Raw genomic sequence first — 21,518 nt, 5'->3', positions numbered from 1 at the left:
TTTATCCTAACCTTATTTTCTTAATCCAATTTCATCCAAAAGTGTCTTTGTAAAATCTTTTTGAATAGCATTAACCTTGTTATTAACTTTTTTTCGTTCGTCAATATAAGGATCTTCAGATTTCATGACACTTTCTAGAAAGTCTAATAAATCATGCGAATCACGAATGACACTACCCACCATTAAACTCTTCACATCTTCAAATACAAAACCTCGTTTTTCTTTGTATTCCTCATAATCATTAATGGTAAATGCAACTGGCCTATTTAATAAATAATAATCTAAAAATACTGAAGAATAATCTGTAATCAATGCACTGGTTGTTCCTAAAAAGGTATATAAAGTCCCATATTGCTCACTAATGATATCTTCTGTCAATAGATGAATCGTCGAAGCATTCATTTCAAATTTCAACTGAGATTCCTCAAGAGGATGGAGTTTAATATAAAGTTGATAGCCATAGTTTGAGAGTAGTTCTTCAATGTTTTTAAAATCCTCTTCTTCTAATGAAAAAATCAATGCTGCTTGGCTATCATGATAGTTTTTAGAATTACGGTAGGTTGGCATCCAGATAATTTTCTTCTCTTCTTTCTCTTTAAAGAGTTCATCATTTCGAATATTACCAACAAGAAGCATCTGCTCGTCTTTAGCATTAAAGGCTGCTTTCATAATTGGAGTAAATAAATCTGAAGAAGAGACTAATTTTGTAAAGAAATTATAGTCAATCTTTTCCATGCCAACTTCAAGATTGCCAATTTTTTTCAAGGGCATTCCATGCCACAAGTTGACAACCATCTGCTTTGAAGCAGGCTTTACAGGATACTTGCCAAAAGAATAGAAAAAATATTTAGATGTTAAAAAATAAAAGAAACCTCGATAAATTGAAACATACTTTATATCATTCTCTTTTTCTAAATGATAAAAATCATTTGAAGCACAAACGATCTCATATGTTTCCTGATAGTCATTATCCACTAAATAGTGATAAAGTGTTCTAAGATTATCTCTGAACCCCCAATTAGAATAGAGAACAATTCTGTTCCTTTTCTTGGGAATCATTTTATTTATTTTATAAGTAAAATCACTTACTTTGAACAGTAAGGGTTTTAAATAGTTGATCATTCTCTTTTTAAACCTTGCTTATAAATTTCTTTTAAATTTTGAACATTTTCTTCAATATCAAACTGCTTTAGGTGTTCATTTAGCTGTCGTTGTTTCTTCTTGATAGGCGCCTTTTTTATGTAGTTTACCCATTTAGCCTTATCTAGAGGCATGGCTGTGCAAAGTTCACTAACGATCTGAGTTGTTGGATCAATCGTTTCATTCATGAGAATATCGACTCCAGAACACTGAGCCTCTACCAGCACGATTGGGAAACCTTCATACAAAGAAGGAAAGGCAAAGATATCAAAGGCTGAATAAAATTTATGAACATCTTCTCTTTTTCCTGTAAAGATGATATTCTTCAATTCCTTGCTGTTTTCTTCTAAAATGGCACGATCTGGACCTTCACCAACAAAGACAAAGGTAACGTCAGGTAATTCTTTAGCAACTTCAATCAAAAAACTCTGATTCTTGAAAGGATTTAAAATGCCAATCATCCCTACTACTTTTTGATGTTCAGCTATATGAAACTCTTTGCGGATTTCTTCTCTAAAAATCGGAGAAAAGCGATACTTATCGATGTCAATTGCATTTGGAAGGATTTGAAAGGATTTCTTTCCAAATATTTTCAGTCCAGCTAATTGGCCACAAGAGATTCGATGGGTCGCATTTTTTAAGGCTAAAAAGACCAAAAATCGATTACGAATACTTTTTAACCAAGTATCTGAAAATTGGCTACTATGATTGTGGTAAATCCTCACGAAAACACCATTTTTTTGAGCATAGTAATTATGTATAAAAGCGGTTATAGGATTATGAACATGGAGAATGTCAATTTTATTCGTTTCATAAAAGTGTCGGCACTCTCTCGCATAGGCAAATAGTTTAGAGATCTTTAGAGCTGGAAATACAATGCGTTTGATTTCTTTTTTATCTAGGTATTGATTAAATGGGAAATGAGCGTCACCATTTGATTCGCCCACCATATATTCAAACTCTTGATCATCAGTTGGGATATGATTTTTGATGAAACTTTGTACCCCGCTCATGGTATTCCTTACACCACCTGTTACATGTATGACTTGATATTTCATTCTAGTTTCCTTGATTCAAATCATTCTTTATCTTAGAGGTTGAAATTTCTTTTGTTCGTGGTAGGTAAACAACTTCTATTCCCAAATCACTTAAATAATCAAACTTACCCTGCCAATCATCTCCTATGACAAACACATCAGCATGATACTTTTCGATGTCTGAGATTTTTTGATCCCAATTTTCTTCTGGTATAACGAGATCCACATATCTGATAGCCTCTAATAGCGATTTTCTTTCTTCGTAATCAAAATAACATTCTTTATTTTTTTCTAGTCTATTAAATTCATTGGTGGATAATCCTACAATCAGATAATCTCCCAAGGCTTTTGCCCTTTTTAAGAGATTAATATGACCGTAATGCAATAAATCAAATGTTCCGTATGTAATGACTCTCTTCATATCTTCCTAATCACCTCTACATCTTCTCTCATTTTTTTCTGATAGACCCATTTCCTAACTGAATTCGGAAGAATTCGAACCGCATTACGAAGGAAAATATTTCTCAGAAATTCTACTAGACTAATGTCTCTTCTACGATAAAAATCTAATTGGAGCATAAAGTCCGTCTTTACATACAAGAAACCGCCTCTACGCAGATAGCTAGAATCGTTAGTCTGCATGACAACCAAGGGATCCTGGATATTCAAAAAATCCTTGGTTGGATTATCGTGTAACAATCTCATTGTGAGGTCATAATCCTCTAGATAGCGGAACTTACGATAATTACCAGCCTTCAAGATATATTTTTTTTTCATCATACTCGATGGATTATTAAAGGGATTTCTCATTTTCGAATATTGACGAATTTCGGCTGTAGTTTCTGGTACTTTCTTTAAGGCGGTAAACTCTGTATTTTTCTCTAGGATATTGGAACCAACCATGATGAGGTTGGGATTTTTTTCAAAGGCTGCTAATTGCTTCTCAAATCTTGTTTCTAGAGAATAATCATCACTGTCCATTCTTGCAATGAATTCTGTTTGGCATTGATTGACTCCAAAGAGAGAGGCTGGTCCTGAGCCTAAATTTTCAGGTAAATGAAAAACTTTTAAAATCGGAATCTCTCTCTGCAACTTTTGGATTTCTATTTCTAACTCTTCAGTCAATTCGCCATCACAAACTAAAATGATTTCTGTCGGTTTAAGGGTCTGCTGATAAGAACTTAGTAAACTTTTCCTTAAATTTGTAGGAGTCTCTTTTTTATAGACTGTCGTTAGAACTGAAAATTTCATTTTATAACTCCTAAACCTAATTTCCAAATAACCAATCTACAATAACTGAACGGTAGGGAACGACATGGTACCAGTCAGCTTTAAAATAAACAATGACTAGAAAGATTGAAGCGTAAACCAATATCATCAAATAAAATAAAATCCATTGAACTTTTTTGTCACCTATTTTAGATAAAATCATAGGGATATATAGGCAAATAAAGGGGGTAAAATAGTGTGCGAATCTGCCAAAAAGACTTGTTTGCAAAGTTGACGCAGTAAATAAAAAGGAGATAAAGAACAAAGTTCTTATAAATTCTTCTTCAGTCGATAATTTTTTCTTTCTAATCACTAGTTCTCCCAAAAGCAGAACTATCCCATACCAAATTGTTAAAAATACAGGTGCCCATTTATTGCTTTCCAAAAACCATGATGATTCCAGATAGGAAGTATACTGAGGAAAGAAAGAAATAAAGATAGTTGCAATTTGTTTGATAAAAGGTAAGATGATTAGAAATAAAATGAACACAAACTGGTATGTTCTTTTATTTAAAACGATTTTTTTAAGGGGGAAAAACAAGAGGCAGACGATACCAGATGTATGAAATAAGGGAGTTAGTAAGATAAATACCCATGCTAAAATCTTCTTGTTTTTTACTAAGTAATGAAATCCTAAAAAACTTAAAGCGATCGCCAGACCTTGCCTGATATTTGATAAAGAATAAAAAAAGAGTCCTAACGAGCTGAAGTAAATCAGTAAACTCATGTAAACATTTTTAGAATGCTTATAAAGCACAAGAAACCAGGCAACTAAAGTTATAAAGGCATAGGCAAATAATAAAAATGGATAGTGAACACTAAAGTTTCTTAGAAAAATGTTACTTACTAAATAACCAAGTTCAAATCGAGAACGAAATAGATTTGGTAAATCCGGAAGTTGTAAATGATTCGATTCAAAAATATGGATATAAGTTCCTAAATCTCCACCTACACTAGAAGTACGAAAACCTGCAATGATTAAAAAAAAGAAAAAAGTCGGAAGAACAAGGAAACCTAACTCTTTTGCTTTATCCTCATATTTTAATGAGAAAAAGGCAAGGAAAGAGATATAGACGAACATTAAAAGATAGATTGTCATTTTTTCTTTATCCTTAGCCTTTCAAATAGTTATTTTAATAATAGTAGTAATAGGTGTCTTTATGTGAATCTATTTTATTCATTATCACACCAAGTAGTCTAGCTCCAACATGATCTAATCTACGTTTTGCTTCAGTGATTTGTCGACGTTTTGATTTCTTTATATCTACAACAAGAAGGGTAGCATCCGAAATACTGGCTAAAACTTGGGCATCCGTTGCTGCTAGCAATGGAGGTGTATCGATAATGACATAGTCATAAAAATCCTCAAATGCTTTAAGTGTTTCATCCATAGAAGAACTAGCTAACATCTCAGAAGGATTAGGCGGAACAGGTCCTGAAGTCAGTACATCTAAATTCACATCATTTATCGTCAAATGATTAATGGAATCTACTCCTGACTTCTTTAATAAAAAAGTGCTGAGTCCTTCAGTGTTATTTAGCTCTGTTAATTTATGTTGAGTTGGTTTGCGCATATCCGCGTCTATGATAATCACTCTTTTCCCCTGTTGGGCCAAAGAGGCAGCAAGATTGATACTGACTTCACTCTTTCCTTCATTGGGATTGGCACTTGTAACGACAATGATTTTAATATTTTTTCCAAATTCTGAGAACTGAAGATTACTCCTTAAAGTTCTAAAGGACTCAGCTACGATGGATTTACTGTTATGAATAACTTCGATATGCATGTCACTCACCTCTTCTCTTTCTCTCTATAGTCGGAATCATCCCGAGAACAGGTGTTCCCACTAACTCTTCCAAGTCTTCGTAAGAATCAATCGAATCACTCAATAGATATTTGATGAAAATAACATTAAATCCTACAAAAGAAAATACTAGAATAGATACAAGAAGATTCTTCCATAGAACGGGATAAACTGGAGAATCACTTCCCAGTGCTTCTGTAACAACTGACAAGTTGTCGCGCCCTAATCTATCTGCTGTAAATTTCTTGTACTGAGACACATACTCTTTAATATAACGTTCTGCTAAATTTCGATCTAGTCCTCTAACTGTTATTGTGACCAACTGAGAACCTGAGTCATTTGTTAATTTAACAGACTTGATTTTTGAAATTTCATCTGGTGATAAGCTTAATGCTTTATTGGTCTCATCTTTTACAGGGGGAAGATCTGCTATCTCTAAATAAGTCTTAGCTTGTCTTTGAAAGAGGTTTATAGCTTCAATCGTTTGCGCATCATTATTTTGCCCATTTGTTTGACTTGAAGTGTTCTTCATTATGAGCTTAGAGGATACACTGTATATAGGAGAAATGATAAAAACAGTATATAGACCAACTGCTGTCGTCCCTACTATAGTAAATAGAAGTAAAAATAGTAGTTTGCTTTTTATCAAAGAAAAAACTCTATTAATATTTTTATTAAAAATAGTCATATTATTGTTTGTTTCCTTTTATTTATTTTTTCTTTCTTAGAACTACCTAGATCCGTTCCCGGTAACCATCACTTTAATTGTTTTTAAAAGTATAAGAAAATCTAACTTGATACTTTCGTGATTGATATAGAATATATCGTAGACTAATTTATCTTTAGGAGTTAATTCATAACCACCATTTACTTGAGCCCAACCTGTAATTCCTGGGCGAACAGCTAAACGTTCATTAAAATTAGGGATATCTTTCAAAAATTCATTGATAAACTCTGGTCTTTCTGGTCGCGGCCCAATAATGGACATCTCACCTTTAATCACATTGATAATTTGTGGTAATTCATCAATTCGTGTTTTACGAATAAAACGTCCAACTTTTGTAATGCGTGTATCATTTTTGCTCGCCCATTTATGACCGTTCTTTTCAGCATCTTGATACATGGAGCGGAGTTTATAAATTGAAAACCTTCGTCCATTTAAACCAATTCGTTCTTGTATGTAAATAGGATTACCACTTGATTCGATTACAATAAAGATACATGCTATTAAACAAATCGGGATAATTAATAGTAATGAGGGTATAGAAATTAGAAGACCTATAATTCTCTTAATTCTCCTATACATAAGCATCATTCTCCTAGAAAAAACTAAGGCGCACGCATATATATGCGTGCGCCACTCACTACGTTGATGCATATATATATATATATATATAGTTCCAAGTATAAAAAAGTTAGAACTAGTAAAAATATGTATATTTACCAAGAATTAAATCATACAGTTCAATATAACATAAAAAAATAAGATTTTCAAGCTTACTGATTAAAACACAGGAAATACACCTTGATTAAATGTTGCTAAATATTTTTGTTCGATATAATCAACTGAGGATTCACTAAAAATAATTCTTCTGCTCTTTCCTTTCCATACTGATGACTAATCGCGTCAAATGCTTGCTTCATATATGGTGGTCTTGAGCTTAGATTATGCATATCGCTAGCCACACAGTGAACTAGATTATAGGATAGAAAATACTGAGCTCTTTTTTTGAGTAAGCGATACTTATCCCCGAATATTTTAGGCTTAAGAACGCTTGAACTATTTATTTGAGTATAACATCCCATATCTATCAGCTCTTTAACTCTTTTTTCATTTTTTTCTAGTTCAGCATAGCGTTCAATATGGGCAATGACAGGTCTAATACCTAACAATAAAACTTTATTTACTGCATTGCGGATTTCCCAATAGGGTGTATGAGTACTGAATTCAATCAAAGCATATTGTGTATCGTTCAGAGTAGGAATCTGCTTGCTTTCCAATTTGTCAAGAGCATCTTGGGTGAAGTATATTTCAGCTCCATATAAAATAGTTAAGTCAGGCAGTTCTTTCTTAGCAAGTGCTTGAACCTCTTTAAAGTTGGTCATAATTGTATCTTCTGGAGTTTCAAACATATTTTTACGACGATGTGAAGTGGATACAATTGTACGAACTCCCTGTGAAAAAGCTTCTTTCAGAAGAGCTAGGCTTTCTTCAATTGTGCTTGGTCCATCATCTACACCAAAAACAATGTGAGAGTGGATATCAATCATGTAATATTTCCTTATATAATAGAGTTTTGGGCACTGTAATAAATAATTCAACACATATATATAAGCTTTTTGAATAACCTATAAATAATGGTTTATACAGTTTGTTTTCCTGATGTTATTATACTACGAAACATTAAAATAAGCTAGTTATTCTTATAAGATTTTAAAAGTTATCTAGTATAACAAAGCATATATAAATAAGCGTGTTTTGTTTTCGAATAAATCTGTTGAGAATAATAATGACACTGACTATTAAAACTATCACCTACCATGGCATTTCCACGGTAGGTGTTACTCATATCAATAATCGTTCTAAAAATGGTTTGATGCAGTTGAGGAGAATTCCTTCTATCCAGCTTTCTTGTGCTGATGAGAGATGATCTGCTCGAAGGCTTTCTTTTAAAAAGTCTCGGACTTGTTCTGGTGCGATTTCAAACTCAAAAGCTTTCATTTTATAGAAAAAGTCGATGAGATATTCTGACAAATATTCGGTTGAAAAGGGTACTTCACCACTTTTTCGATATTCTAATAAGAGCCTAGAAAATCGGGCTTTTTCTTCAGGAAGCTCACGAAAATAGGAATTGAGGAGCCAGGTCTGCTTCTGCTTTCTTTCAATTGGATCCTGACTAGCAATTCGTTGGTCTTTTTCCAACTCTTTTTGGTATTGTTTGGCCTTGATAGCCCGTTCTGTTCGATTTTTACCAAAAAGTATTTTCTCCCACTTTCGTTCTTCTTGGGTCAGGGTCTCCGTAAAGCCAAAGTAATCTTGATAGGCACGCTCTGCTGGGCCCATGGCTAGGACCAGATTATCTGCATATTGCTTGGCGATTTTATCCCTCTTCTTGCGCTCTTTCTCTGCCTGGATACGGAGTTCTTGTTCGTAGTCAATTTTCTCCTTGCCTAGCTTGACAAGGTAGAGTTGATCATCTGGTTTTCCAAGTAAAAAGGGTTTGATACACTTTTCAAGGACTTCCTCCATACGAGCCTTCTTCTTAGGCTCAGCCTTGGTCCAACTGCCACCTTGAAAGACTTCTAGGAAAAGCTGGTAGTCTCTCTCAGGTGAGAATTGATTACCACGATTAGGCTTGAAAACACCTTTTTCCCAGAGCCATTTTAGAAGGCGCTCGTCAAAGTCACTTTTATTGACCTTTATTTTTTCCTTTTTCTGGGCTTTTCTGGTTAGATTTTCAACCTTTCTGAGTAGTTTTTCTTCCTCTTCCAATTGCTGGTCAAGGGACAATCGATGAAAATGACGAACACAATCGCTACCAATTGGAAAGAGGCGTTGGCCTGTGACTCCGTTAAAGAGTTCGTAGGCGTATTTGATGGCATTCCCACAGACGCAATTGCTACGGCCGATACCGTTAAAAATCAAGGAAACTTCATTCCATTCCTTGGTAGCTTGTTCCCAAGTATCAGCTTTTGAAGCCTGTAAAACCGCATCGTGCAGGGATTTTCTAACTGGAAGTGTCATGAGGTCTCCTTTCTAATACTCAATGAAAATCAAAGAGCAAACTAGGAAGCTAGCCACAGGTTGCTCAAAACACAGTTTTGAGGTTGTGGATAGAACTGACGAAGTCAGTAACCATACCTACGGCAAGTTGAAGCTGACGTAGTTTGAAGAGATTTTCGAAGAGTATAAATTATACTTTTACAACTTGAACTTCGTCTTTACCTAGTAAAATCAAGTATTTCTCAATATTTTCAATCGAATAGGCTCGAGATAAAGCCTCTCCGTATAGGGCTAACTGACCACGATAACGGTCTATGAGTTGACTTGGTTCATCATAGCGGTCTGTCTTGTAGTCGAACAGAACAATTCTGTCCTCATAAAGCAGATAGCCGTCCAAGATTCCACGGACAACAAAGTATTCCTGACTCTTTTGGTCTCGTTTGAGCATGGAGAAAGGTTGCTCGCGATAAAGATGGTCGGTATTAGCGAGAATTTCCTGACCGAGTGCTGTGTCAAAGAATGCAAGAATTTTAGCAAGGTTAATCTTGTCCCTAACAGCTGGGCTGGTTTGAACTTGTTTGAGAGTTTCTGTCAGGCTAGCAAGTGTTGGTTGCTGACTGAGGTCAATTCTCTGCATGAGTTCGTGGGTAGCACTACCAATCTCAGCTCCTGTTACCTTTTTTTTGGTTGAAAAATCTGGCAAATCAAAGCTGATTTTCTTGTCTACTGACTGACCTTGACCTGCAATCTCGACACCTTCCATATCCATAACTGGTTCGTAGAATTTCTTGATTTGACTTGGGGTTTGAACACTTGGCAATTCAATAGCTGCGCGGTGAAGAGTATTATAGACTTCTACCTCTTTCAGCATTTCAAGAGCTTCTTTGATGGTTTCTGACTGACGATTGTCTGCTTGAGAGCTATCTTGGAGAGGGCTCTTGTTTTCCAACTCTCCGATAGCTTCTCTAGTTAGCTGATCTTCACCAACAAAACGATAGCTAAAGTTGAGATGATCCTTGGCAAATACTTTACTGATAGCCCAAAGCCAATCTTGGAAATTCTTGGCTTGAAGTCTAGTGTTGCTGTTTAGTTTTCCATTTTTAGCTGCAGGAAATTCTTTGCCTTCCAGCTTTTCACGAGAACCCTTGCCGACAAGATAGAGCTTTTTCTCAGCCCTCGTCATGGCAACATACAGCAGACGCATCTGCTCTGAGTAGCTTGCCAGCTGTAATTCTTCTTCGTTCTGTCTATAGGTCAGACTAGGAATGGAGAGTTTGATGGTTTTAGGGTAGTAGGCTTCCACTGCTCCTGTCTCCATCTTGGCAATATACTTGACACCTAGTCCATTTTTACGACTGAGAATGACCTCTGACATGCTGTCTTGCTTGTTGAAATCTTGATCCATATTGAGGATAAAGACGTAAGGAAACTCTAGCCCTTTACTTTTGTGGATGGTAATGAGCTCTACTGCATCTTTTGGCGGTGCGACAGCCACGCTTGCCAAATCGTGCTGAGCTTCTAAAACTTGGTTAATCATACCAATAAAACGCGACAAGCCTTTGAAATTGCTCTTTTCAAATTGATCAGCACGCAGAGCTAGTGCATAGAGATTAGCCTGTCTAGCAAGACCATTTGGTAAAGCCCCCACATAATCATAATAAAAACGGTCGTTATAAATCTTCCAAATCAAGTCATATAGGGAGTGGGTTTTGGCATACAGGCGCCAAGAAACCAAGATATCCATGAATTGCTTTAGTTTCTCAGCTAGAGCTGAGTGAATCAAGACTTTTTGGCTACTTACCATTTTTTGTGCATTGACCAGTTTCTCATAGAGATTTTCTTGGACTTTATCCTCCGCTTTCTGAAGAGATAAACGTGCTAACTCGTCCTCATCAAAGCCAAACATTGGAGACTTCATAAGGGCAACCAAGGCATAGTCTTGCAGGGGATTATGAATGACACGAAGAGTGTCTAGCATGACTTGCACTTCTAGGGATTGGAGATAATTGTTTTGCTCTCCGTCGGTTTTAACAGGAATCCCGTACTCAGACAGGGCGAGAAGAATCTGGTCATTACGACTGCGACTGGAGGTCAGAAGGGCGATTTCTTTAAAGGCAACACCTTGTTCCTTATGGAGTTTAAGGATTTCCTTGATAACTAAGCGCATTTCGCCTGTTAGTTTCGTTTCTGTTTGACTCTCGTCTTCCTCACCTGTATCGTCCTTGTCGTAGAGAAGAAATTCTGCCTTGTTGTCTGGATTAGGAGTCGGCTTGGTATTGGCAAAAACAAGCTGGTGCATGTTATCATAGTTGATTTCGCCGACCTCTTGGTCCATGAGACGTTCAAAGACATCATTGGTTGCTGACAGCACTTCTGAACTACTTCGGAAATTTTCCTTGAGGAGAATGAGCTTGCCTTCTTGGGGATTTTGCGCATAACGTTGGAATTTTTCATTGAAAATCTGCGGGTCTGCCTGACGGAAACGGTAGATGGACTGCTTGATATCTCCCACCATAAAACGATTGTGTCCATTAGAAAGTAATTCCAGCATTCGTTCTTGAATGTGGTTGGTATCCTGATACTCATCGACCATGACTTCGTGGAAACGTTCCTGATAAGCTTCACGAACTTGCGGGAATTTCTCTAAAATCTCAATGGTGTAATGGCTGATATCAGCGAATTCAAAGGCATTTTCCTGTCGTTTTCTCTGACGATAAGCTTCTACAAAATCACTCATGAAAGACTGGAAGGTTATAGCTAGCTCCCAGGTATCTCCATGATAACGTTCTTGATAGTCGAGAATGGTTATCTGGTCTGACAGTTGTCCTAGTTTAGCAAACTTTGCCTTTCTCTCTTCGTTGTAGGCATCGACCAGTGGCTTCAAATCAGCCTTACGACTGGCATTTGTCAGAGCCCGACCATTTTTCTCTTTCGAAATTGCGACAACACGCGCAAGCACTGCTTGATAAGCCTGACTATCGGACTCCTGATTCAATGAGCCAATTTCATCCAGAACTAACTGAACATTTTCTAGATAAGCAGCCTTTGGAAACTCCTTGGCATCATTATCCAGATGATAACGGAAAAAGCTTTCCAAATCCCAAATGGCTTGTTTGATCTGCTCAGTCAGTTTTTCTTTTTCACTGGTAAAATCAGCTTTTTCAAAGCCTTTGAGGAAAGACTCGCTCAGCCATTTCTGAGGATTGCTGGTGGATTGGAGGAAGTCATAGATTTTATAGACCTGCTGGCGCAGACCACGTTCATCCTTGCCACGCCCTGCAAAATTTTTCAGCAAATGGCTAAAGGGCTCTTTCTGTTTACCTTGGTAATGGGCTTCAAATACCTCATGAAATACTTCGTTTTTTAGAAGGAGTTGTTCGCTTTGGTTTTGTAAAATACGGAAATTAGGCGCAATATCAATCAGATAGCCATGTTTGCCAAGGAATTTTTGTGTGAAAGAGTCCATGGTTCCGATGGCTGCGTTGGGTAGGTCTGCCAACTGGCGGCCCAAGTGTTGTTTGAGCTCGATATCATCTGTTTCTTGGATTTGTTGGCTGATTTTTTTCTCTAAACGTTCTTTAAGTTCAGTCGCAGCCTTAACAGTAAAGGTTGAGATAAAGAGTTGACTGATTTCCACTCCACGCGCTAATTGGTCCAGAATACGCTCGGCCATGACAAAAGTCTTACCAGAACCAGCCGATGCTGAGACCAGGATATTCTGACCAGAAGTGTAGATGGCTTCGATTTGTTCGGCAGTTTTCTTTTGTTCCTTGCTCGAATGCGCTTCTGCTTCTTGCAGTTTTTGAATTTCCTTCTCAGTTAAAAAGGGAATAGGCTTCATCGATTCAACTCCTCTCTTATTTTTTCAAACCAAGCTTGCTTGAGTTTTTCTCCAACCAGACGCTTACCATCAGCTAGGTCTAACTTCTCTAAGAAACGGGCTTGACCCAAGTGGTAATTGGCTTCAAATCCTGTGATGGCTTGATGTTGCTGAACATACGGTGCAATACTTCTGCCATTTTCAGTATAAGGGTTAATGGCGAACTGGCCTGCTAAAATCTTCTCAGCCGCTTTTTTATAAAGTTGGGCATTGTAATCCAGTAGGAGCTGGAATTCCTCATCTGTCAGCTGATTAGACTTGTTTTTATTGTAAAATTCGCCCAAATGACTGCTTTCTTTTTCTAAAAAGAGTCCTTGGTATTTCATAGACTTGCTGGCTTCTACTACTGCACCTGCCAGACTTTTAACGGCCATCAGAGATTGAACAGGTTCAGCCATTTCCAAGTACATAGCGCCGAAAAAGTTCTGCTCCCCTTCTCTTTTTAAGGCAGCTAGATAAGTTGGCAACTGAGAATTAAGCCCATTAAAGAAATGAGGAAACTGGAACTGAGTCAGACTGGATTTGTAGTCTACCACTCCAATTGCTCCATCAGCTTTTAAACGGTCAATCCGGTCAACCTTGCCTCGTACAAAGACACTACGTCCATTATCCAATTGAATAAAGGCCTGCTCTTTTCCACCAAAATTTGCCTCTTCTTTAATGGTTTCGATGGCTGGATTGTGTCGGAGAATATGTCCAGTCGTCCGTGCAACATCAAGTAGAACTTCCTTGGTAAACTGGGCTTCCAAACTTTCCTGATAAATGGCTTCAAATTCGCGTTCTTGACTGGTTTCTTGAATAGCTTGTTCTAGACGGTGGTCAAAGGAATCTTCGTTAGGTAACTGCAAGGCGCGTTCAAAAATGCGGTGTAAGAAATTCCCATGACTACGAGCATCTGGACGCAGGCGCAATTCCTCCTGCAAGCCTAAAACGTAGCGAAGAAAATAACTGTATTCATTGCGATAAAACTCCGTCAAACCAGAGGTAGACAGGTAAAATTCCTGTTCAGCAGGATAGAGAGCCTGTAAGGTGTCCTTAGCCAACTGCTTACTGCTTGGACTGGTTGGGAGGGCTGGATTTTCCAGACCTTGCTGGTCTAGTTTTTTACCCATGACACGCGCCAGAACCTTGACAAAGGTCAAATCTTGCTCAGTCTCACTCGTCTCGCCCTGCTGGTGATAGGCAACCAGACTGGACAAAAGACTGTGATAGGACCCCATATCTTCCTTAGACAGCCCTTTGTGATTCATCCTCCTCTCTTTTCGACTAAATCCCAAATGGATCAGCTCTTGAAGATAGGCAGATTCCTTGCTTTCACTTTCGTTAAAAAGGCTTGGAGCCGACAAGATTAACTCTTTACGAGCAGAATTAACCAAGGAAAGCATAGTGTAGCGATTTTTCTTGAGGTTTTCACTGCTGGCAATCAGCAATTGCGCTCCCTCTTCAGTCGTTTGGTTTAAATTTTGTCTTTCTTCGTCTGTCAAAAGACTGGTGTTTTGAGCAATTTTTGGCAAATTATCCTGAGTCAGACCAATGGCATAGACAAAGTCAGCTGTTAAGGGCGCAATCAAATCGTAACTCTGCACCAGAACGGTGCCCACTGTCGCTGGAATAGTACGGTATTGAGATAGACTCATTCCAGAATGGAGCAAGGCTAGGAAGTCATCTAGACTAACCTGTGAACCAGCAAAAACAGTCGCAAATTGTTCTAAAACATGACAGAAAGCCTTCCAAACTTCGGCTTGTCTTTCCTGTTCTACAGCTTCCATAGTGGCTGTCAAATCTTGCAACTGCTTGGTCACCGCTCCCTCTTTTAGAAAGACATTCCATTTTTGTAGGAGATTTTCAGTCTTTTGTTTTCGACTGGCAAAGAGGGTTTCAAGAGGTGTTAAAATACGCAGACGAAGAGCATTTAAATGCCCTAAATCAAACTTTCCATGGTGGGATTTGGTGAAGGTTTGCTGAAAGGCTGGCAAGCCATTGATACCAAGATAGCGTATATATTGCTCAAAAGAATCAATATCAGCCTGATTGAGGTCAGTATACAAGCCAGTTCTAAGAAGATTAATCACATCTTCCTGTCGGAAACGATAGCGTTTCAAAGCTAAAATAGACTCGACAAACTGTGTCAAGGGATGATGAGCCATGGATTCGCTTTTGCCTAGATAGAAAGGAATCTGATACTGGTCAAAAATGGTTTTCAGCGATAACTGATAAGAAGCTACATCGCCCAAGAGAATACGAAAATGCTTGTAACTCAGATTTGAGTTCTCGTGTAATTTCTGACGGATGCTACGGGCCACCAACTCCAACTCTTCTTTTTGCGTCAAACAAGACCAGATTTGTAAGTTTTCACGGTCCTTCTCATCGACATCCAATGTGAGTTCTGAAAAGTCATAAGAAGACTCCAGCAAACGAGAGGCCTTGTCAAAACTATCCATCTTCTCATGAGTTTGAGAATAATCCTGAGCAGGTGTTTGGTATTTAGAGGCTAGATGATGGAGAAACTCCACACTGGCCTGATAGAGATTGCCTTCAGCGAATGGACTGGTATAAGCTTTCTTACTAGCATAAGCTCCAATGACAATCTCAACACCCTTGCCGTGAAGTAAGTCTACAATCCGTTCTTCCTCAGCAGAAAAACGGGTAAATCCATCAATAACCAAGGCGATTTGAGTAAAATCACTACTAACTTTGTCATTCTCAATAGCCTCAATCAAATGGGATAACTGACTTCCTTGAGCCAACTGGCCTTGATTGAGATAAGCCGTTACTTTCTCAAAAATCAAGAGTAAATCGGCCCTCTTGTCCTCATCCGTCAAACTCTCCAAGTCCAAAAAACTCATCTGAGCCTTGGTCATCTCGTGGTAAAGCTCTATCAACTGCTGGATAAATTGAGGATCCTGCTTGATAGCTCCATAAACACGCAAGTCCTTGGGGTCTAGTTCCGCAAGGCACTTATAAAAAGCCATCCCAAGACCGATGTCATCTAGACTTGTCTTAGCCGGCAAATCATTCAAGACCAGGTAACGAGCCATTTGAGCAAAGCGCGTGACAGTAATCGCAAAAGAAGCCTGCTGGGGCAAGCATTCTAGCACGGTGCGCTCCTTTTCAAAAGAAAGGGAGTTGGGAGCGATGTAGAAGACCCGCTTGCCCACAGCAACTAGCTCTTCAGCTTTCCTGGTTAGAATTTCTGTCAAAGAAGTCCGAATATCTGTATAAAGTAATTTCATCTCAGCCTCGTTAGAATTTTTCATTACCTTTTATTATACCATGATTAGCCCGAAGATTCCTCCTCCTTTCCTCCAAAATATGCTATAATAATTCCAAAAGATAAAGAAGGAAGTCTTATGATTAAACTATTGGCCTTGGATATGGACGGAACCCTCCTCAATGAAGCCAAGGAAATCCCACAAGCTCATATTACTGCTATTCACAAAGCTATTGAAAAAGGTGTCAAACTGGTTCTCTGTACGGGGCGCCCGCTTTTCGGTGTCCTCCCCTACTACAAAAAACTGGGGCTTGACCTCCAGAATGAGTATGTGATTGTTAACAACGGTTGTTCAACTCACCAGACAAGTGATTGGGGGCTAGTTGACTGGCAAGAACTCAGTCCAGCTGACATTGAATATCTCTACGAGCTTGCTGAAAAAAGCGATGTTCAGTTGACTCTTTTTGATGAGGAGCATTATTTTGTCCTCGGTGGCAAGCCCAATCAAGTCATCCAAAATGATGCTAAACTAGTCTTTTCAGACCTGACTGAAATTTCTCTTGAGGAAGCGACTAGTGGCAAGTACCGCATGTTCCAAGGTATGTTTTTAGGAACAAAAGAACAAACAGACGATTTTGAGCAGCGTTTTGCTACAGAACTCTGCCAACGATTTAGCGGAGTTCGTTCGCAGCCTGTCATTTATGAAGCCATGCCACTTGGAACGACAAAGGCCACTGCTCTTTCACGACTAGCAGAGATTTTGAAGATTGATTCCGCAGAAATCATGGCTATGGGCGATGCCAATAACGATATCGAAATGCTCCAGTTTGCTGGGCTTGGTGTTGCAATGGGAAATGCCAGCGATTATGTCAAATCCCTAGCTGATGATGTTACAGCCAGCAACGAAGAAGACGGCGTTGCGCGTGCGATTGAGAAATATATTTTATAATTAAGAAGCCCAGTTCGTGTCAACTGGGTTTTGATATTTAAGAATTCCTAAAACTTTAGAAACTCTTTAGAAATGCTTGAGCTTTCTTTGATTTCTATGCTTTATACTAAAGTTATCAAAATAAATCAAAAGGAGAGAATCATGAAAACAGTACTCGACATTCATGGATTGTCCAAAAACTTTGCCAAACAAGCTATTCTTCAGGATCTTCATCTAACGATAAGAGAGGGAGATATTTATGGACTTATCGGGAAGAACGGAGCTGGGAAAACCACCTTGATAAAAATCATTACGCAACTACTATTTGCGGATAAGGGAACTGTTTCCCTCTTTTCTAGCCATTCGGAAAATGAGTGGACCAAGGCTCTATCTCGAGTAGGTTCAGTGATCGAATCGCCTGTAGCTCATAATCACTTAACAGCCTACCAAAATTTGAAATATTACTGTATGATTCGTCATATTCCAAATGCTGATATAGTCATTCGAGAAACGCTGGACTATGTAGGTTTGCCAGATACAGGTAAAAAAGTCTTTCGTGATTTCTCGCTAGGAATGAAACAAAGACTTGGTATCGCCATTGCCCTTCTATCTAAACCAGACTTCCTGATATTAGATGAACCTATCAACGGTCTCGACCCAATAGGTATCAAAGAGTTTCGTCTAATGATTCAACGCCTCAATCAAGAGAAAGGAATCACCATTCTCATCTCTAGCCATATCTTGTCAGAACTCTATCTCCTAGCTAATCGTTTTGGTATTTTAGATCAAGGCAAGATTATCCGCGAAATCAGCAAAGCTGAATTTGAAACACTAAGTGAGGATTATATTGTTCTTAAGACATCTGATAAAGAGAAAGCTTGTCAAGTATTGAAAGAACAAATCCAACTCCAGTTTAAGGTAGTGAACCCTGAAAATGAAATCCATATCTTTGGAAATGAACAAGATGTCAAACAGATTCTTAAGGAATTAACCTTGGCAGATGTTGACATTGACGAGATTTACTATGCCCGTCAAAACCTAGAAGAATACTTCACTCAATTGGTCCAATAGGAGGAAAATCATGATACATACCATTCAAGCAGACTTTTACCGTCTTTTCCGCTCCAAAGGATTCTGGATTACAGAATTCATTCTCTTTGTCCTCTTGCTAATGGGTGCCACTATCGGGGCTACAGGCCATCTGATGGCAATCCAGACAGAAGAACCAGAAATTCCAACCCATGGTTGGGACGGTATTCAAGCTCTTATCAATGCGTCTAGCAATGATTCAAACCTTGTTTTTCTCTGCATTATTCTAACATGTTTAGTTCTTGGGGTCGATCTAATCGGCAAGCTTTATAAAAATAGTTTGACAGTTGGCGTTTCTCGTACAGAATTTTTCTTCGCTAAATCCTTTGTTCTAGCAAGTATCGCTCTCTTACAACTCATCGCCAGCCTTGTGATTGCTTTTGTTCCCTCAACTCTACTGAACGGACTTGGTACGATGCCTGATGGTTTTATTGCCAATCTCCTCTTAATGATTTTCCTTCAATTTCTATGCCTACTCGCTTGGCTTTCCATTATTTCCTTTATTCTCTACCTGACTCATTCTTATCTTGCAGTATTTATTGGATATTTGGTCAGCTCTATCATCCTTTCTATGCCAATGATCATTTTTCCAAATATCAATTTTTTACCATATTTATCCTTGCATTTTTCCTATGCTATGACTGCTAATAGTGAATCCATTTTCTATACCCTTATAGTTACCTTAGCTGTTATTGTAATCTTTAATCTAAGTGGACTGGCAGTTTTCAAAAAGAAAAGTCTATAAAAAAGACCTCCTCTAGCCTACAGAGGAGGTTTATTTCGTTAAAAGTGAATAAAAACCGATAACCACTGCCCATCTGTGCTTAGTTTCATCTCTGCACCGAGAAGATGGCATAATTCTTCAGTAATATAAAGGCCTAAACCAGAGGATTCTTCGGTGTCTGATAGATTTTCAGAATAAAAACGGTTGCTGAGATTTTCTATTCTTTTGATGGGCTGTTTAACAAGGTTTGCAATCTCTAAGACAAGCTGTGCCTTTTCCTTTCTCAAAGATAGCCGCGCTTCTTCCTTGCCATGTTTGAGGACATTTCCAAGCAAATTTTGTAAAATTCGATCCAGCAAGTCTTCATCAGTCCTCGTTGTTAAACCAGCTTCAACCTTAAAATCAAGCGTGATATTCGCCGCTTGAAAAACATCATAATAAGCCAGAGTTTTTTTGGTAATAAAAGCTGAAAAATCCACTTCTTCAAGTTTCGGTTTGACAGCTCCTTCCATCAAACGACGGTATTCTAGGAGAGCCTCCAAACGTTTGGAAACTAAATCAAGATGCTGGGCGATTTTTTGTAAGGTTTCTGCTTTGTTTTCAGGAGACTTTATCAATTGTTGGGTGTAACCTGAAGCGATAGTCAAAGGTGTTCGAATATCATGGGCGATATTGCTGATGGCCATATCCAGAGTCTGTTTTTCCCTTTTCATCACCAATCGAGATTGTTCTACTTCCTGAAATAGATTTTCAATTTGCTGGTAGAGATGTAAAAAATGTTTGGAAAAAATGCTGACTCCGACTCTTTTCATACTACCTGTGAGAATCTTGTCTTCAATCTGTTGACTCAAGTTTTTAGGTGCTAGATGGTAGCGAATCAATGCAATCGATAAAATAATTAGGAGTACTAGTAGGACAAAAATTATCATGTAGGTCATTGCTTGTCTCCTTTTAATCTTACCCCAACTCCCCAGATGGTTTCAATATATTCTTGATTTGGGTCAAGCTGGTTTAATTTTTTTCGAAGATTACTCAAATGCGTATTGAGAGTATTATCTCCAGGTAGGTAGCTATCCTCCCAGACCAATTCATAAAGTTCTTCCTTGGTGAAAATTTTCTTAGGATGTTTGAGGAGAGTTTGGAGAATCAAGCATTCTTTCTTGGCAAGACGAATCGTTTCCTGACTATTTTTGATTTCAAAACTTTCGGCATCAAACTGGATATTTTTCAAGTTTTGTGGCAGATTTTCAGTTTTTACAATTTCTGCAGGCTGTTTTTCTGCACTTTGACGTAACTGAACAGTAACTCTTGCAAAGACTTCGTCCAAATCAAAAGGTTTGACTATGTAATCATTGGCACCGTCTAAGAGGTATTGACTGATTAACTTCTTATCGCTCAAAGCTGTTAGCATAATGACTGGAGTTTGACTTTGTTCCCTGATGGCTTTTAAAACCTGATCCCCATTTTTCCCAGGAAGCATGATATCTAGCAAAACGAGGTCAATCCCACCTTGGTCAAAAAGCATGATTCCTTCTGTACCAGAAAAGGCCTGAATCACCTCATGCTCCTCAGTAAGAAGTGTTCGCAAAATCTCTTGAATGTCACTATTGTCTTCAATAACCAATATCCTAGCCATAAATACTAACCTTTCTGCAACTATTATAGCATGTTTTATTGATAAAGCTTAAACAGAAAAGCTCCTCGCATAAAAGCGCGAGAAAGCCTTAGAGAGTTAAAATATAAAATCCACTTGCTAGATGACCTAGTATCTTATAGTTGCTAATAAGAAGTTAGTCTAGCAGAATGAATCTCTCATTTCTCCCCTACTAGTCCGTAATGCGTTGATACATTTCGGGTCTTCTATCACGAAACAAGCCCCAGTTTAGGCGTTCGCTTGCTCCCTTATCAAGGTCATAAGTTGCTAACAGAACAGCTTCTCCTTGTCTTTCAGCTTGCTCTAGAATAGCTCCTGTTTCATCCGTTATAAAGGATGAACCGTAAAAGTCAAGACTGGAACTTTGTCCACCATTTTCCTCATTTGGAGTGACTTCTTCTAATCCATAACGATTGGCTGCAATAACTGGAACAATATTTGCTGCTGCGTGTCCTTGCATGGTACGTTGCCAATGACCACAACTATCTGTATCCAAAATTGGCTCTGAACCGATAGCTGTAGGATAAAAGAGCAATTCTGCCCCATTCAATGCAAGACAGCGGGCTGTTTCAGGGAACCATTGATCCCAACAGATACCGATCCCAATCTTGGCATAGCGAGTATCCCAGACCTTGAAACCTGTGTTGCCAGGCGTGAAATAAAACTTTTCTTGATAATAATGATCATCTGGTATGTGGGTCTTTCGATAAACGCCTAGCACCTCACCATCTGCATCAATGACGGCAATAGAGTTATACAAGACATTGCCATCTTTTTCATAGAAACTGATTGGTAAAACAACTTGTAGTTCCTTAGCAAGCACTTTAAAATGCTGAATAGCTGTATTGTCTGTCACCGACTGGGCCTGCTGGTAGTAGTCATACTGACGTTCCTGACAGAAATAGGGACGTTCAAACAACTCAGGCAAGAGAATAATTTGTGCGCCTTGTTCTGCAGCCTGACGTACTAAACGCTCTGCGGTTTGGATATTTGTTGCCACATCCTTAGCGCATTGCATCTGAATGGCTGCAACTCTTACATTTCTCATCTTTTTCTC

General features: G+C 38.3%; 18 protein-coding genes. 3 read left to right on the top strand and 15 right to left on the bottom strand.

The genetic code is table 11. From position 1 onward, the window contains the following. Positions 1–12: 12 nt before the first annotated feature. The 12 genes from D8848_RS09120 to rexB all read right to left on the bottom strand — a co-directional run bounded on the left by D8848_RS09120 (position 13) and on the right by rexB (position 16,088). Complete coding sequence (locus tag D8848_RS09120; protein ID WP_125443698.1) at positions 13–1,122, bottom strand: CDP-glycerol glycerophosphotransferase family protein; 1,110 nt, start codon at positions 1,120–1,122, stop codon at positions 13–15. After that, a complete protein-coding gene (locus D8848_RS09115) occupies positions 1,119–2,198 on the bottom strand; it encodes a glycosyltransferase (RefSeq protein ID WP_125443697.1) in 1,080 nt (359 codons plus the stop codon). Before D8848_RS09115 ends, D8848_RS09120 begins: the two co-directional genes overlap by 4 nt. Position 2,199: 1 nt before the next feature. Continuing rightward, the gene (tagD, locus tag D8848_RS09110; protein WP_125443695.1) at positions 2,200–2,598 is read right to left on the bottom strand and encodes a glycerol-3-phosphate cytidylyltransferase; all 399 of its coding nucleotides are present in this window, start codon (positions 2,596–2,598) and stop codon (positions 2,200–2,202) included. Further along, positions 2,595–3,428: a glycosyltransferase gene (locus D8848_RS09105; protein ID WP_125443693.1), complete on the bottom strand. Its 834-nt coding sequence runs from the start codon at positions 3,426–3,428 to the stop codon at positions 2,595–2,597. Before D8848_RS09105 ends, tagD begins: the two co-directional genes overlap by 4 nt. 16 nt (positions 3,429–3,444) lie before the next feature. Further along, entirely contained in the window at positions 3,445–4,545 is a 1,101-nt protein-coding gene (locus tag D8848_RS09100; protein WP_125443691.1) for an EpsG family protein, read from the bottom strand. 34 nt (positions 4,546–4,579) lie between these two features. Continuing rightward, positions 4,580–5,233 (bottom strand): CpsD/CapB family tyrosine-protein kinase, encoded by a 654-nt coding sequence (locus D8848_RS09095; protein WP_125443689.1) that lies wholly within the window; start codon positions 5,231–5,233, stop codon positions 4,580–4,582. 1 nt (position 5,234) lies between these two features. Next, complete coding sequence (locus tag D8848_RS09090; RefSeq protein WP_125443687.1) at positions 5,235–5,939, bottom strand: YveK family protein; 705 nt, start codon at positions 5,937–5,939, stop codon at positions 5,235–5,237. Between the two features lie 42 nt (positions 5,940–5,981). Then, on the bottom strand, positions 5,982–6,557 hold the full coding sequence (locus D8848_RS09085) for a sugar transferase (protein WP_125443685.1): 576 nt from the start codon (positions 6,555–6,557) through the stop codon (positions 5,982–5,984). Between the two features lie 233 nt (positions 6,558–6,790). Then, entirely contained in the window at positions 6,791–7,522 is a 732-nt protein-coding gene (gene cps4B, locus D8848_RS09080) for a capsular polysaccharide biosynthesis protein Cps4B (RefSeq protein WP_125443683.1), read from the bottom strand. A gap of 295 nt (positions 7,523–7,817) precedes the next feature. Continuing rightward, the gene (locus D8848_RS09075) at positions 7,818–8,996 is read right to left on the bottom strand and encodes a hypothetical protein (protein ID WP_125443682.1); all 1,179 of its coding nucleotides are present in this window, start codon (positions 8,994–8,996) and stop codon (positions 7,818–7,820) included. 169 nt (positions 8,997–9,165) lie between these two features. Continuing rightward, the gene (gene addA / locus D8848_RS09070; RefSeq protein ID WP_125443680.1) at positions 9,166–12,816 is read right to left on the bottom strand and encodes a helicase-exonuclease AddAB subunit AddA; all 3,651 of its coding nucleotides are present in this window, start codon (positions 12,814–12,816) and stop codon (positions 9,166–9,168) included. Continuing rightward, the gene (rexB, locus tag D8848_RS09065; protein WP_125443678.1) at positions 12,813–16,088 is read right to left on the bottom strand and encodes an ATP-dependent nuclease subunit B; all 3,276 of its coding nucleotides are present in this window, start codon (positions 16,086–16,088) and stop codon (positions 12,813–12,815) included. The genes addA and rexB overlap by 4 nt, the downstream gene beginning before the upstream one ends. Positions 16,089–16,205: 117 nt before the next feature. Here rexB and D8848_RS09060 point away from each other — a divergent pair, with 117 nt between their 5' ends. The 3 genes from D8848_RS09060 to D8848_RS09050 all read left to right on the top strand — a co-directional run bounded on the left by D8848_RS09060 (position 16,206) and on the right by D8848_RS09050 (position 18,828). Further along, the gene (locus D8848_RS09060; RefSeq protein ID WP_125443676.1) at positions 16,206–17,015 is read left to right on the top strand and encodes a Cof-type HAD-IIB family hydrolase; all 810 of its coding nucleotides are present in this window, start codon (positions 16,206–16,208) and stop codon (positions 17,013–17,015) included. Between the two features lie 141 nt (positions 17,016–17,156). Then, complete coding sequence (locus D8848_RS09055) at positions 17,157–18,065, top strand: ATP-binding cassette domain-containing protein (protein ID WP_125443674.1); 909 nt, start codon at positions 17,157–17,159, stop codon at positions 18,063–18,065. A 10-nt stretch (positions 18,066–18,075) separates the two neighbouring features. Further along, a complete protein-coding gene (locus D8848_RS09050; protein WP_125443673.1) occupies positions 18,076–18,828 on the top strand; it encodes an ABC-2 family transporter permease in 753 nt (250 codons plus the stop codon). A gap of 38 nt (positions 18,829–18,866) precedes the next feature. On the opposite strand, the gene D8848_RS09045 is transcribed toward D8848_RS09050, so the two are convergent. The 3 genes from D8848_RS09045 to aguB all read right to left on the bottom strand — a co-directional run bounded on the left by D8848_RS09045 (position 18,867) and on the right by aguB (position 21,509). Continuing rightward, the gene (locus D8848_RS09045; RefSeq protein WP_125443671.1) at positions 18,867–19,745 is read right to left on the bottom strand and encodes a sensor histidine kinase; all 879 of its coding nucleotides are present in this window, start codon (positions 19,743–19,745) and stop codon (positions 18,867–18,869) included. Continuing rightward, positions 19,742–20,443 carry a response regulator transcription factor gene (locus D8848_RS09040; protein ID WP_125443669.1) on the bottom strand — a complete coding sequence of 234 codons (702 nt, stop codon included), beginning with the start codon at positions 20,441–20,443 and terminating at the stop codon, positions 19,742–19,744. Before D8848_RS09040 ends, D8848_RS09045 begins: the two co-directional genes overlap by 4 nt. Before the next feature lie 190 nt (positions 20,444–20,633). Next, on the bottom strand, positions 20,634–21,509 hold the full coding sequence (gene aguB, locus D8848_RS09035) for an N-carbamoylputrescine amidase (RefSeq protein WP_125443667.1): 876 nt from the start codon (positions 21,507–21,509) through the stop codon (positions 20,634–20,636). Positions 21,510–21,518: the final 9 nt, after the last annotated feature.

It is taken from the genome of Streptococcus mitis (assembly GCF_003942775.1).
In the GTDB taxonomy this organism is placed as follows: Bacteria; Bacillota; Bacilli; order Lactobacillales; family Streptococcaceae; genus Streptococcus; species Streptococcus mitis_CN.
The sequence above is the reverse complement of the archived record's forward strand: the minus strand, read 5'-3'. Positions and strand labels throughout refer to the sequence as shown.